The 14,189-nt window shown below is 25.9% G+C and carries 15 protein-coding genes; 13 read left to right on the forward strand and 2 right to left on the reverse strand.

The window, feature by feature from the left end; all coding sequences use genetic code 11:
• Positions 1 to 64 precede the first annotated feature (64 nt).
• From ACNI3D_RS09175 to ACNI3D_RS09225, 11 genes are all read left to right on the forward strand, one after another.
• Positions 65 to 1,210: a hypothetical protein gene (locus tag ACNI3D_RS09175; RefSeq protein WP_419766780.1), complete on the forward strand. Its 1,146-nt coding sequence runs from the start codon at positions 65 to 67 to the stop codon at positions 1,208 to 1,210.
• A gap of 10 nt (positions 1,211 to 1,220) precedes the next feature.
• Positions 1,221 to 1,757: an ankyrin repeat domain-containing protein gene (locus ACNI3D_RS09180; RefSeq protein ID WP_419766781.1), complete on the forward strand. Its 537-nt coding sequence runs from the start codon at positions 1,221 to 1,223 to the stop codon at positions 1,755 to 1,757.
• Between the two features lie 20 nt (positions 1,758 to 1,777).
• Entirely contained in the window at positions 1,778 to 4,306 is a 2,529-nt protein-coding gene (locus ACNI3D_RS09185) for a type VI secretion system Vgr family protein (RefSeq protein ID WP_419766782.1), read from the forward strand.
• 27 nt (positions 4,307 to 4,333) lie between these two features.
• Complete coding sequence (locus ACNI3D_RS09190; protein WP_419766783.1) at positions 4,334 to 6,169, forward strand: hypothetical protein; 1,836 nt, start codon at positions 4,334 to 4,336, stop codon at positions 6,167 to 6,169.
• Entirely contained in the window at positions 6,166 to 7,191 is a 1,026-nt protein-coding gene (locus ACNI3D_RS09195; protein ID WP_164969697.1) for a leucine-rich repeat domain-containing protein, read from the forward strand. The genes ACNI3D_RS09190 and ACNI3D_RS09195 overlap by 4 nt, the downstream gene beginning before the upstream one ends.
• 80 nt (positions 7,192 to 7,271) lie before the next feature.
• Positions 7,272 to 8,582: a bacteriophage T4 gp5 trimerization domain-containing protein gene (locus ACNI3D_RS09200; RefSeq protein ID WP_419768987.1), complete on the forward strand. Its 1,311-nt coding sequence runs from the start codon at positions 7,272 to 7,274 to the stop codon at positions 8,580 to 8,582.
• Positions 8,572 to 8,961 carry a hypothetical protein gene (locus ACNI3D_RS09205; protein ID WP_419766784.1) on the forward strand — a complete coding sequence of 130 codons (390 nt, stop codon included), beginning with the start codon at positions 8,572 to 8,574 and terminating at the stop codon, positions 8,959 to 8,961. The genes ACNI3D_RS09200 and ACNI3D_RS09205 overlap by 11 nt, the downstream gene beginning before the upstream one ends.
• Positions 8,876 to 9,523: a hypothetical protein gene (locus ACNI3D_RS09210; RefSeq protein WP_419766785.1), complete on the forward strand. Its 648-nt coding sequence runs from the start codon at positions 8,876 to 8,878 to the stop codon at positions 9,521 to 9,523. The genes ACNI3D_RS09205 and ACNI3D_RS09210 overlap by 86 nt, the downstream gene beginning before the upstream one ends.
• A 71-nt stretch (positions 9,524 to 9,594) precedes the next feature.
• Positions 9,595 to 9,903, forward strand: a complete 309-nt coding sequence (locus ACNI3D_RS09215) for a hypothetical protein (protein WP_419766786.1) — start codon at positions 9,595 to 9,597, stop codon at positions 9,901 to 9,903.
• A gap of 162 nt (positions 9,904 to 10,065) precedes the next feature.
• Positions 10,066 to 10,257 (forward strand): hypothetical protein, encoded by a 192-nt coding sequence (locus ACNI3D_RS09220; RefSeq protein WP_419766787.1) that lies wholly within the window; start codon positions 10,066 to 10,068, stop codon positions 10,255 to 10,257.
• Positions 10,258 to 10,328: 71 nt separating this feature from the next.
• Entirely contained in the window at positions 10,329 to 10,637 is a 309-nt protein-coding gene (locus ACNI3D_RS09225) for a hypothetical protein (RefSeq protein WP_419766788.1), read from the forward strand.
• Positions 10,638 to 10,713: 76 nt separating this feature from the next.
• Here ACNI3D_RS09225 and ACNI3D_RS09230 read toward each other — a convergent pair whose 3' ends face one another.
• Positions 10,714 to 11,397, reverse strand: a complete 684-nt coding sequence (locus tag ACNI3D_RS09230) for a hypothetical protein (protein WP_419766789.1) — start codon at positions 11,395 to 11,397, stop codon at positions 10,714 to 10,716.
• Positions 11,398 to 11,528: 131 nt separating this feature from the next.
• On the opposite strand from ACNI3D_RS09230, the gene ACNI3D_RS09235 reads away from it, so the two are divergent.
• Entirely contained in the window at positions 11,529 to 12,599 is a 1,071-nt protein-coding gene (locus ACNI3D_RS09235; protein ID WP_419766790.1) for a hypothetical protein, read from the forward strand.
• 12 nt (positions 12,600 to 12,611) lie between these two features.
• Positions 12,612 to 13,010 carry a hypothetical protein gene (locus ACNI3D_RS09240; protein WP_419766791.1) on the forward strand — a complete coding sequence of 133 codons (399 nt, stop codon included), beginning with the start codon at positions 12,612 to 12,614 and terminating at the stop codon, positions 13,008 to 13,010.
• Positions 13,011 to 13,106: 96 nt separating this feature from the next.
• Here ACNI3D_RS09240 and cheB read toward each other — a convergent pair whose 3' ends face one another.
• Complete coding sequence (gene cheB / locus ACNI3D_RS09245; protein WP_419766792.1) at positions 13,107 to 14,183, reverse strand: chemotaxis-specific protein-glutamate methyltransferase CheB; 1,077 nt, start codon at positions 14,181 to 14,183, stop codon at positions 13,107 to 13,109.
• Positions 14,184 to 14,189: the final 6 nt, after the last annotated feature.

Consider the following 14,189-nt stretch of genomic DNA (forward strand, 5'->3'; position numbering starts at 1 on the left):
GAACATTACACTAGTTCAGTTATTAAATTTATTTTAAAATTATAACAAGGAGTTTACTTATAAAATGAGACGATTAATACTTTTAATTAGTGCAATAATTTTTTTTAAAGGTTCTATTTTTGCAGCTTGTGAAAGAAATATTCACAAAGAATATTTGTCTATAGATATTCTAAAACAATCTTCACATGAACAAAATTTCAGAGCACATGATTGTAAACATTTAGATTCAAGTATCTTTATAAAAGAAAAAGACAAAGCTATATTGAGAAGTGAACAATTTTTTAAATATTTTAAAAATGATAATTTAAATGATGCATGGATTTTAATTTATGAAAATAATATGTGGTTAGATATTGATAAGGAAGATTCTTTTATAAACTATAATAAAGAAGATAATCGATGGGAATGTATTCAAAACTTAGGGTATGATTTTTTTGAAGCTTATGAACGCAATCCAAGTTTTATCGATAAAATAATATCTGTAGATAGTAATTTTAAATTAGAAAAATTTCGTCAACCTTCTATTTATTATCTTTTAAGTGAATTACCTTCGTATAACAATGAATTCAAGTTGAAAAATATTAATGGTACTTCAATGAGGCACCCAATGCTAGGTAAAGTATCAGGATGGGAAATATTAGCCCATTATAAAAAATTTAAAAAACTTGAAAAGTATTATATAGAATATTTGAAATCTGACTATAGACAAAGGCCTGCAAATCCATATAAAAGTGCTATTTATTATAACAATGAGAATGAAATTAAGAAATTAAAAGAAATTGGTTTTGAATTTTATAATGAAGATAATTTATTATATGCAATAAAGGTTAAATCTAAATATGTAGAAGATATATTAAATAAGTTAATTGAGTATAAAGTTGTAACTAATAAATATGCATTAAGTGAGTACATATATTTAGCAGCAAAATACAATAATTTGAATGCAGTTAAAGTTATTTTAGAACAAGGGATAAATATTGAAGGTAACTATAAAAATAAAGCAGATACAAACAGTTGTAATGCGGATTATTTAAATCCAATGGGATATGCTAAAAAATACCATAATGATAAAATGTATGATTTATTAAATAAAAATGGCTTTGAAATTCCAGTAATGGCAAAAGTTCATGATGCTGGAAAATCAATAAGTGATGTAACAAGTGGCATTCTATATTTATTCGGAATTGCTACTGAAGGATATTCTAATTAAAGGTTGTATATTGATTAAAATAGTAATAATTTTTATATGTTTAGTTGTAAGTTTAAATGCATTTGAGCGTGAAGTTTATGACAATATACATAATGCAGTAAAATATAAGAAGCTAGAGGTATTAAAAAAATTATCTTCTGAAGAATTAACTGATTCATTGGTGTATGCAGTAAGAGCTGGTGATTTTAATGTGGTTAAATCACTTGTTAAAGCTGGATCTAATATAAATGCATATAATGATAGTGACACTTCTGCACTTTATGAAGCTTTTAGAAGTGAAAGATTTAATATAGTTGATTATTTACTAACTAAGGGTGCAATACTAAATATAAAAGCTAACTATACTGGTGAATATCATAAAATTGAACCTTATTTATTTAAAGCCATTCACAATAATAATATTAGGTTAGTGAAAAACTTACTTAAATATGGAATTAATATAAATGTCAAAAATAAGTATAACAAAACTCCTTTAGAGTATGCAATTGAAAGAAAAAAAATAAGTATTAGTGAATATTTTAAGAAATTAAAGAATATGAATAAATAGATAATAAAAAAAGAGAATCAATGTCAAAAGAGATAATAAAAAAGAATGTAGAAGAGATAGAAGAGGCAATAAAAAGTGGATTAAACTTAAAAGAGCTTAGACGTGAAGTTAAACAAGATATAAGTGCAAGGATAAAACTATTAAATTATAAACCAAATGCTACAGTTGGCATTACAGATGGAAGTTTTAATGTTTATAAACTTTTAGGTTCTAGTAGTGTTAATACTCCTTACTCTTTTACTATTACTTTTGTTAGTGATGATTTTATTAATATTGAAGATATTGTTGATACTGATATTGAGTTAAGTATTAAAGATAATGTTAATCCTTTAATTAAAAAAACAATATATGGTAAAATATTTAAAGCTAGTGAAGATTCTATTGTTGCAAAGAAACATCTTTATATTATAGAAGTTGTATCTCCTATTTATTATCTTAGTTTAAATAATAAATATGAGATATTTCACAATAAAAAAACATCTGATATTATTGTTGAGATAATAAATAGATATAACCAATTATTAAATTTAAAAATAGATATTAAATTAGATTTAATTAAAGCTCCAACTAAAGAGTATACAACTCAATATAATCAAAGTGATTTAGAGTTTATTCAAATGCTTTGTGAGAAGGAGGGTTATAGTTTAATTCTTGATTACTCTTCTAATGATCCATATACTATAACTCTTTGTGAGTTAAATGAGCATGCTATTGTAAATACTTATTCTTCTACTTGTAGTTTTAATCATAGTAAAGAGTTTAAATCTACAAACTATATACAAGATTTTTATGATAAAGATAAACCAAGTTTACAATATAAAATCCAAACAGGTTCTAGTATAACTTCTAGTGTTGAAGACAATGAAAGTACTAGACAGTTAAGAATGGATATAAAAAGAGAGAAATTTAGAGATAAACTAAATATATTAGATGAGTCTTATTATAAAGACTTAAATAGATACAGTAAAATAGACTCTCAAAGGGAATATGTAAAATCAAATATTATAAAAGGAACTTCTGAGGAGTTAAATATAAATGACTCATTATGTATAACATTAGAAGATGAAAAAGCAAATAAGCATATTGATTCTATTATCTTAGAAGTAAAATATGAAGGCTTCTTTCCAAATGCTTTAGATGAGTATAAACAAAATATAGATGAGAGTAAAAAGCATCAACTTCAATATGAAGTTGAATTTACAGCCATTCCAAAAGATATAATATATAAACCACCATATAAAATAAAAAAGCCTAAAATAAACTCAATACAAACAGCAATAGTATCTAATGGCAATTCTAATACAAAAGATTATACTAATACAATAGATGTGGATGAACAAGGTAGAATAAAAGTATTGTTTCACTTTGAGAGTAATCAAATAACTTCTTGTTATTTAAGATTATCAAATATGTTTAGTGGTGATGGATATGGTTCTCAATTTCTCCCAAGAGTTAACTCTGAAGTAATAGTAAGCTTTATAAATGGTGATCCAGATTTACCTATTATAATAGGAACTTTACATAATGGTGAAAATAAAAATCCATATAACCTTCCAAAAGAGAAAACAAAATCTTTTATAAAAACCCATTCTATTCCACAATATGAAGACAAAATAGGGTACAACGAAATAGCCTTTGAAGATAAAAGAGGAGATGAGAATCTCTCTTTAAGAGCACAAAAGGATATGAATACCCTTGTACTTAATGATGAGTTTAAACATATAGAGAATAATTCAAAAACAATAATAGATAATGATAAAGAAGAAACTGTAGAAGCTAATTCTATTTTAACAGTAAATAAAGACTATACACAAAATATAAAAGAAAACCAAATAAATACTGTAGAAAAAGAAAAGCTTACTACTGTTAAAGAAGATTATGAAATTCATGGTTTGAAAGATATTAATACTATTGTTAAAAATGATATGAAAACTATTATTGAAGAAAACCTATCTTTATCAATAAGAAATATACTCTTAAAATATGTAGAAAAAGATGCAAGTGATAAATACCTAGAAAACCTTTTTATCCAAGTAGCAAATGAGATGGGAGTAGATATAAAAGATAGCTTTCATCTAGATACCACAAATGCTTTGTATGAAGCTTCAAATGAGATAACACTAGAAGCAAAAACAGGTATAAGCCTAAGATGTGGAGGAAATGTAGCTACAATAGATAGTTCAGGAATATTCTTTCATACTCCTAATTATGTTAAGAATTCTACTGATAACGGGGTTGATGGAAATATAGTTGGTAAAGAAGGAGATGTTATAAATATACGAATCAATAATATTAATAATGAATTTATAACTAAAAAGATTGCAAAAGATATTGTTCTAAATGCAGATACAAGTTTAAAAGAGGGGACTAGTGTAGAAACAACTATTTTTATTTTAGATAATAATGAAAAAGAGTTAATAAAAGAAACAAAAACTACAACTGTTAAAAACTCTAAAATATCTCAGGAGTATGATATTGATAAATTGATAGAACAATACAATATTTCTATTGAGGATATATATGAAATAGAAGGTGAAATGCAATGGTAAATATTTTTGATGAAAAAGGCTTGTTATATGGCTGCTAGTGGAAAAACATTAAATAGAGTAAAACAACCAAATGATATTTTAAATATATTGGTTTTAGTAGCTGGAACTACTGATCCTGTTAATGCATCTACTGCAAAAAGTAAACATGCAAATAGTTATACAAAAGACACTTCACAAGATTTAGCTTTACAAAATCATGAGAGTTATACTCAAGTACCAGTAAACTATTGGGATAAAAAGTTTAAAGAACAAATAGAAGCTTTTGATGATAAGTATGTAAATTTAGTGTTGTTTTCTTTTCATGGATGGAGCGGAGACAATTCTAAAGAAAATAGAGAAATAGCTGGGGCATATTTAATTAATAGATTTTGTGGTGCAAATGGAGAAAAAGCATATTATGAAGAAACTTGGCAAAATAAGCCTATACATTTTCATCTTTTAGGGCATTCTCATGGTGGAAATGTTATCAATGAGATGACAAAACAAATAGAAGCATTAGGTTCTAAATGGCCAAAAGAATGGAAGATAAAATCTCTTACTTACCTCTCAACACCATTTTTTAAAAAACTTCATCAAGTAAAAGTGAGTGAAAAATTTTTTCATAAAGATGCAGAAGTATTAAGTTTATATAATGACTTTGATATGACACAAAGAATGTTGGCAGATTTTTCGATGGAAACACTTTCTGCTGAGTTCGAGAAATTAAATACTAGTGCTTTATCTGAAGTTATAAATAAATTTAAGACCTATATTGAGTCTTTTCCCATTGAGAATCTTACTGGTGGGTTTAGTAAACTTAAAACATTTATAAGTCCAGCTTGGGGAATTTCAGATTATAATCAAATGGATTATAAAGAAGGACTAGAACTCTATACCTTTACTACAGAAAAACTTTTACTAGAATTGAAAAAAATTTTAGCTGAAATTATAAACATAATAGACCAACTCTCAGAGCAAAAAACTTACGAAGTAAATCATAAAGATTTAAAAAAGAAGATTGATAAAAAAGAGCATACGATTATAGAGGCAACTGAAAATAAAAACTTAAAATCTTTTATAAAGAGTATTGATAAAGATGTAGATAAAATCATTAGAGACCTTAATCAAATTGTGGCTAAAAATACAAATCAATCCAACTTTTCTAAACTAGAATATTTACTTTTATTATTAAATGAAAATGAACTTATTCCTCATCTAATAGCATTTTTAAATATCAATCCTGAAACATTACAAGGTACAGGCAATCCTTTATGGAATATTCTTTATAAAATACTACAACATAATATTGCTTATTATGATAATACTTATGCTAAGCCAAATATTCAGTTTGAAAATAGTTTTTTAAAAGATAGAATAAAAAATGTTGCTGTAACAAGTGATGATATATATAGCTCTAAAAAAGAAACTAAAAACTATTATGAGTTTATAAAATATATTGAAGATGTAGAGGAGAGATATGAAAAAAACAAAACTCAATTTAATCTATTAGATTTACTCTTGACTCTTATATCTAATGATAAAAAAGCTCAAGAACTACGAAGTACCTTACCAGATATTATATCTAAAATAGATAAGGCAGAATATATTGCGACAGGTGAAGTTGATGTGAAATTAAAACTTCTTAGAAATTTATTGACTAATATTAATTCAGTGTTTGAGTTTAGAAATTTTGGAGAGCTAGAAGATAGTACTCATAAACTTACCCCTAAACAAGAAAAATTTAATGAAGATAAAAATCCTTATAATGATACTCTCAAAAGGGGAAGTTTAATGTATCTTCTTATAGAATCCCACTCCACAAGTAGAAGATGGCTACACAAAGAAGTAAAAGATTTTTTGCAAAGATTAGGAGCAAAAAGATGAAAAAAATACTATTAGGATTTTTTATAACAAGTAGTTTTTTATTTGCAGGAGAATTGGCAAATGAAGAAGATTTTATGAAGATGTGTAATAATCCAACACCTTCTCAAAAAATTACATTTGAAGCTATTGCAAAATATAAATCTATAAAACATGATAAAGATATGTGTGCGTATCTTTATGCTCGAACTGGTAGTAAATATTTTTCAGCAGATGCAGATATTTACAATGTTACAGATTTATCTCCTTTAAAATTTTTTGTAAGTCTTACCTCTCTTTCCCTACCAAGAAGTAAAGTAAAAGATATTTCAATTTTAAAACATCTTACAAAACTAAAAGAGTTAAATTTATCAGATAATCCAGTCAGTGACTTGAGTGCTTTAAAAGATTTAAAATATTTAGAGGAGTTAGATCTTTATAATACACAAGTTAAAGATTTAAGCCCAATAAATAATATTAATGCTTTACAACAATTATCTTATGGTTACATTAAAAATATTGATACTATAGATATATCTCAAATAAAAGATTTAACAAATTTAGAGTTTTTAGTATTAGGAGGTATCAAAGTTAAAAATTTTCATATGATTAATAATTTTAAAAATCTAATAGTATTTCTTCCTCCTAAAACTACTACTATGCAAGATATGAATTCTTTAACAAATCTTAAAAAACTAGAAAGATTAAGTTTAAGAAATAACAAGTTTATAACAAACGTTGACTTTATACTTAACTTTCCAAATATGCAAGAGTTATTTATTAACAATACAAGGATAAAAGATATATCTGTTTTAAAAAAACTATCTAAGTTAACTATACTCAATATATCAGGTACGCAAGTTACAGATGCAAGCGGAGTAATGGCAGACACAGATAGAGATCCAAAGTATTTAACATTTACTGCAAGTAATACACCACTAAGATGGTGTTCTCCAAAAAACACTCAAGATATACGAGACCGTAAATCATGCTTTGAAAAAGATGGCACTTTAAAAACTTTTTGGAAAAGATGGTTAGGGTTATAGAATTTATATAATAAAATCTCACAATTTCTATAAAGACCCATTCTATTCCACAATATGAAGACAAAATAGGGTACAACGAAATAGCCTTTGAAGATAAAAGAGGAGATGAGAATCTCTCTTTAAGAGCACAAAAGGATATGAATACCCTTGTACTTAATGATGAGTTTAAACATATAGAGAATAATTCAAAGACTATTATTAATAATGATAAAGAAGAGACAGTAGAAGCTAATTCTATTTTAACAGTAAATAAAGACTATACACAAAATATAAAAGAAAATCAGATAAATACTGTAGAAAAAGAAAAACTTACTACTGTTAAAGAAGATTATGAAATTCACGTACTTAAAGATTTGAACACTATTGTTAAGAATGACATTAAGACTATTGTGGAAAATAATGTAATAACTTCGATTAAAAATATACTTTTAAAATATGTAGAAAAAGATGCAAGTGATAAGTACTTAGAAAATCTTTTTATCCAAGTAGCAAATGAACTAGGACTAGATATAAAAGATAGCTTTCACTTAGATACAACAAACGCTTTGTATGAAGGTTCAAATGAGATAACACTAGAAGCAAACTCAGGCATAAGTTTAAGATGTGGAGGAAATGTAGCAACTGTGGATAGTTCAGGGATATTCTTTCATACTCCTAATTATGTTAAGAATTCTCCTAATAATGGGGTTGATGGGATAGATGTTATCAAACCACTTATTAAAAAACCATTGTATGAAAAGATAAGAGTAATCTCTTTAGATGCTACAGTTACAAAACAAAATACTATAGATGAAGTATTGACTTTCACAGCAACAGTAGAAAAATATGAAAATGATGCATGGAGTCAAACAACTGATTTAAACGAAACCCAATTAGCTCAACTGCAATGGTACTTTATAAAAAACAATGATGAAAGTGATACTGACATCATAACAGATAATCCAACAAATGATAATATCACAATAAATGGTCTAACTATGACAGTAAATGTTCAAGAAGACAATATATATAAATGGGGACATGCACATTGTTATGTTGTAAATAGTGAAAAAGAAGGTTATGCAAAGAGTGAACTTAAAAGGTATCTTGAAGTGAAAAATATTATTTCAAGCCATTCTTCACAAGAAGAAGGTCAATGTATCGCAATATTAAATGTAGAAAATCCAAGAAATGAAGAATTAGCACAAATTAGATGGCATATAGAAGATACACTAAGAGAAAATTATAATGGAAAAGAAATAATAACTCATAATCTAAAAGAAGAGAAAGTACATGAGATCAATTTTTTTGCATACATAGAAGGCAAAACTCAAGATGGGGCTAATGATAGATTAACACATAATGAAAAAGGAAAATATATAAGTAGTTTAGGATTTGAAGATGATAACTAAAAAGCTAAATGATAAAATAAAACTAACTGCAAGAACAGTAAATGTACCAATAGGAATAGAAGTAAAAGTAATCCTAAAACTTTATGATGAAAATAAAAAAGTATTAGCACAAAAAGAGTATAAAGAGAAAGTACAAGAAAACACAAAAATAGAGAAAAAATTTACAGTTTTACATTTAACAAATGAGTTAAATGTAGATTCTTCAAAAGTTAAATATGTTTCAGGATGGATTGATGCAGATAATGATGGTGAAATAACAAGAGAGTATGAAAAAGAAGTTTGGATAGAAGTAATTGAAGGGGAAGAGAAAATTACTATATTCAAAAGAGACAGGATGGGGAGCAAAAGGTTTAGCTGGACATACGGCAATGGCAATTGAAAACCAATTTTTTGATTATGGTCCTGATTACGATAATAGCAAAATATTTGATGAAAGAAAATATCAAGCAGATTTAAACCAAGATGGAGATATGGAAGATAAAGTTAAAATTAATAATATACCAAATGCTGGATTTTATTTTGCTCCGGGTCGTCCATGGTGGGCTGAAATGATTTCAAAAGAACCTAAAAATGTAACTTTATCTCAAGTGTTAAGTTTCATATCCTCAAATTGGAGAAATAATAATGTGTATGGAACAGTATATAAAATAGAGTTTTATGTAAAAAAATCTCAATCAGATAAAATACTTGAATGGTGGGAAGATAGATATAAACATTTAAAAATATATAGTGTTAAACCTTGGATAGGAGAACAGTGTACAACAACGGTTAAAAAAGCTTTAGCTTATGGGGGTATTGATGATATTGATTGGGATACTTTAACTCATGATGGAATTCTTGAAGATTTACAAACAGAGATAAAAAGTACATCAATACAACATAAAAATGAAAAAGCTATAATAACACTTGTTAAAAAGGAGGCAGAAGATTGGAAGCCATAAAATTAAAAAGCTATTTAGCTATAATATTAATAGTTTTAATACTAGCATCTTGTACTAAAGGGGAAGACAAAATGGAAATAATCGCATATGGGACACCAGAGTTTGAAGAATTTGTTAAAAAAGCTCCTATTAGTTTAGAAAAGGCTTGGGAACTGCAATTAAAATATTATATAAAAAAAGGAGAAGAAGTTATTGGTTCTCCTCTATTTTTTATTATAAATGGTAAATATATTTTTACTCCATATTATAATTCAAAGATTCCAGAAGTAAAACTTTCAGGAGTAAGTATTGATTCTCAAACAGGTGAATCTATTTATGTGGATATGAAAGATAAACTTAAACCAAAATCTCAGTTTGGTTGGCGAAAACCTAATAATTAAAGAATAAAAGAAAAGGTTGGTGGAAAACAAAATGGAAAATCATCTGGTGGTAATGTTAATTGGAGAAATGATAATGTGTATGGAACAGTATATAAAATAGAGTTTTATGTAAAAAGATAAAATACTTGAATGGTGGGAAAATAGATATAAACATTTAAAAGTTTGCAGTGTACTACAACAGTCAAAGAAGCTCTAGCTTATGGAAATATTGACGATGTTGAGTGGAATACCTTAACTCCTGATGGATTACTAGAAGATTTAAAAACAGAGATAAAAAGTACCTCAATACAACATAAAAATGAAAATGCTATAGTAACACTTATTAAAAAGGAAGCAGAAGATTGGGAACCATAACAATAAAAAATTATTTAACTATTATATTATTAATTTTAACATTAACATCTTGTGGTAAAGGAGAAGAGAAAATGGAAATAATAGCCTATGGAACACCTCAATTTGAAAAGTTTGTAAAAAATGCTCCAATTAGTTTAGATGAGGCTTGGGATATACAACTTAAGTTTGCTAAGAAAAATACTGATAATGATTTAGCATATAATATTCATATTTTCGTACTTGATAGATATTATATCTTTACAATGGCTCACATTAATAATAAGGCATTAGAAGGATATTTTCTTGACGGTATTTGGGTTAATGCAAATACCGGTGAGGTTTTAGAGAAAAACATACATGTTAAAATCAAATCACAAAAAGCATGGAGTAAAATTAAATAAAGTTAATTTATAATAAATGATTTAAGAGGTTCAAAATAAACTATATTAGATATAGTTTATTTTTTCTATTTTCATATTATTTTTTTTCAATTCTTAAATTAATTTCTTTTATTATATTTGTCCAATCTTTTGCAAATCTTTTATATTCTTTCTTTAAGTCATCATTTAAAGATAGATATGTTCTTAGGTATGTCCTTTTTTTTGCGAAAGACTCTGTGATAATTTGATTACACTTTGATAAACCTAGTACTTTTAGTTTTTCAAAATTTGGGTATTTACTTTTTATTTTATTAAACTCAAACATTGTATCTTTTAATCTATCATTTTCTACTCCAGTTGTAATAAATAATATATTTGGATTCAAATCATACAGGTTATTTGCTGTAATTAAACAACCTGTGTGATCTAAATATGGATTTTCGCCAGTAGGCAAAATAATTAAGTTTGATTTTTCTATAAGTCTTAAAATAGTTCTATCTAAAACAAAACACCCCGCTAAATCAATCATTACGATATTTGATTTAGCAAGTTTTTCATCTACTTTATAATCATAAGTATAATATGTATTTTTATAAAACTGAATACCACCAGATAGGGCAGAGCCTTCATCATTTGTAATATAGGGAATATCAAGTTCTTTTGCTATTCCTAATGAAATTATAGTTTTACCTATACCACCTTTATATCCTGCACTAAAAATTACAAACTTATTTTTTAGTGAATTTAATAGTTTTGTATTAGTTCTAAAAAAATCAATCAAAGGAATCCTTAAATTATATAATATTAAAATAACAATTATATAATTAATTTGATTATATTTTACTTTATTTAAACTAACTTTAACTAATTTTAAGCAATAATTTCCCTATTATTTTAAAGGAGTAAACTAAAGTGAATTATGAAAACTATAATAATATTTATAAAGAAATACTCGAAGATAAAGAAGGGCAGTTGTCTGCAAATTATTTATTAAATAAATACAACATAATTCATGATGAAGAATTAATCAATATTCTAAATCAAATTAAAAAGAATGAATATATTAATAGTGATAATGAATTAATTAGTAAGTTAATAAATGAATTAGATGAAAATGAAGATATTTTAAATATTAATGAAATAATTGATTTAAAAAATAAAATTATAAATTTAGAAGAGTTAAATGAAAACTATATAGAAAAATATGAGTCAATAAAAATCAATGAAAATAAAAATGTAAGTGAAAATGATAGAGAGAAGGGTAGAGATAAGGGTAGAAAAAATCAATATCTTGATAAGATTATAAAAAGTATTAGTCAATTTATAAAAAACCTTAAAATGATTCTTTTTAAATATTTTTCCAAAATCAATTACAAAGAAATAAAAAAGTATTTTTCTAAGATTGATATAAATTATATAAATAGCTTAGGTACAAAAAAATATATTTTGCTAATAATTCCTATATTTATTTTATTAGTTTCTTTCATCTCTTTTAATAACAAAACATCGAATCCTTCTGATATTCAATTAGCAAATAAAGATATTATTTCTTTACCAATTGTAGAAGAAACATTTGAGAAAAAAGAGATTGAATCATCTCCTAAAGATAAAATTATCATGCCAAAAGAAAAAAATCTAGCAAATTCAGAAAAAATTCTTAATGCACTAGATGAAACAACAGTAGATGTAGTAAATAATGATGAAACAACAATAGATGAAACAATTAGCCAAGAAGATAACATATCAAAAGAGCAAAATCAAGAACAAGTTGCTTCTAATGCTACTGTAAAACTTGAAGATTTAAATGACATATCAAAATATATGAAAAATATAACATATAATGATAATAGTATTATTTATAAAGATAAAATATTCAAAGAAGGAGAAGATATGTTTGGATTTACTATCTATAAAATATCTTCAGCATATGTAAAATTTGAAGATAAAATAACAAAAGTAAGAAAAAGATACTTATATAAATAGAAAGAGGGGAATATGAAAAAATTTAATTTATTAGTATTATTATCAGTTTTAATAATTTCAGGTTGTGCAAATGTATTTCAAGTTAAAAAAGATAAACCAAAAGAAGAAGTTGTAACTACAAATGTAGAGGAAAAAGACAATAAAAAAGAAGAAGCAGAAAAAAAACTTAATGAAAAATGGATATATTACACAATGATAAATCCAAAAACTGAAATATTTGTTTATAATGGTAATTATTCAAAAAATAATAGTTTACTAGAAGATAGACAAATAAAGAGTTCATTTTATTTGAGTGGTAAATCAGTTAGAATTTCAAAAATATTTGACACTAAGCTTGGAGATAGATATGGGAAAATAGCTAATAAGTCTCTTTTTATTTCTATGGATGACTTAACAACATACAAAAAGTAAGGTTTTCTTTTTGTATGATATAGCTTAGAAGTAAATATACAATTAGTTTGAAAATTATAGTTTTCAATACTAAATAATATAAGTATATTATTAAATCTATCTTTTTAAGTTCTTAGAAAAATCTACTATATATTGAGCTATTTCATCTAAATGTACAATATCTTTTACAGCACCAACTTCGATTGCTTTTTTAGGCATTCCAAAAACTACACAGCTTTCTTCATTTTGAGCGATTGTATAAGCACCATTGTCAAATAACTCTTTTATCCCTATCATTCCATCATCTCCCATTCCTGTCATCATCACAGCCATAGCAGAACTTCCTATAACATTATTAACGGATCTAAACATAATATTTACACTTGGTTTATGATGTGATATTCTTATTCCATCAATAAGTTTTGTATAATATTCATTCCCTCTTTTTTCTATACTTAAATGCATATTACCAGGAGCTAAAAAAGCTTTTCCTTTCTCAAGTTTCATTCCATCAGTAGCTTCAAAAACTTCAAGAGCTGATTCAGTATTTAATCTTTGGGCAAAAGACCTTGAAAAACCATATGGAATATGTTGTGTAATAACTATTGGAGGTAAATCATTTGGCAAAGATTTAAAAACTTTAAGTAGTGATTCAACACCACCTGTTGATGAACCTATTGCAATAACTTTAGAACCTCCTAATCTTGCTGGACTTGAGAGAAGTAACTCATCAGGATGATTTTTTGTATTTGTTTCTATCTTTGTTTTGTTCTTTTGGATAAATTGTGCTTTAGGCTTTTTAAGTGTATATTGTTTTAATAAAAAAGTAAGATTTAGTAAATTGTCTTTTACTCTTGATTGAAATGACATCATTGATTCACCATTCGCAGGCTTTTCTATATATCCAACAGCACCATCATCAAAGATATCATTTCCTCTTGCACCCTCACCTGATACTACAACAGCTGGCATAGGATGAAGTCTCATTAGGTTTCTTAAAAAAGTAACTCCATCCATTTTTGGCATATTTATATCAATAGTTACCATATCTGGTTCAAACTTCTTGATTTTTTCTCTTGCATCAAAGGCATCAACTGCTTCATCAATAACTTCAAATTCATCAATAGAATTAATAATATCTTTTAAAATTCTTCTCATTGATAATGAATCATCAATTACTATTACTGTATACATTTAAAT

Origin of the sequence: Arcobacter siniprincipis (SeqCode) (genome assembly GCF_048571125.1) — a bacterium.
In the GTDB taxonomy this organism is placed as follows: Bacteria; Campylobacterota; Campylobacteria; order Campylobacterales; family Arcobacteraceae; genus Arcobacter; species Arcobacter siniprincipis.

Coding starts and splice junctions, on each gene's coding strand:
- ACNI3D_RS09175 (WP_419766780.1), top strand. CDS start 65: ATGAGACGATTAATACTTTTAATTAGTGCAATAATTTTTTTTAAAGGT.
- ACNI3D_RS09185 (WP_419766782.1), top strand. CDS start 1,778: ATGTCAAAAGAGATAATAAAAAAGAATGTAGAAGAGATAGAAGAGGCA.
- ACNI3D_RS09190 (WP_419766783.1), top strand. CDS start 4,334: ATGGCTGCTAGTGGAAAAACATTAAATAGAGTAAAACAACCAAATGAT.
- ACNI3D_RS09195 (WP_164969697.1), top strand. CDS start 6,166: ATGAAAAAAATACTATTAGGATTTTTTATAACAAGTAGTTTTTTATTT.
- ACNI3D_RS09205 (WP_419766784.1), top strand. CDS start 8,572: ATGATAACTAAAAAGCTAAATGATAAAATAAAACTAACTGCAAGAACA.
- ACNI3D_RS09215 (WP_419766786.1), top strand. CDS start 9,595: ATGGAAATAATCGCATATGGGACACCAGAGTTTGAAGAATTTGTTAAA.
- ACNI3D_RS09225 (WP_419766788.1), top strand. CDS start 10,329: ATGGAAATAATAGCCTATGGAACACCTCAATTTGAAAAGTTTGTAAAA.
- ACNI3D_RS09240 (WP_419766791.1), top strand. CDS start 12,612: ATGAAAAAATTTAATTTATTAGTATTATTATCAGTTTTAATAATTTCA.
- cheB (WP_419766792.1), bottom strand. CDS start 14,183: ATGTATACAGTAATAGTAATTGATGATTCATTATCAATGAGAAGAATT.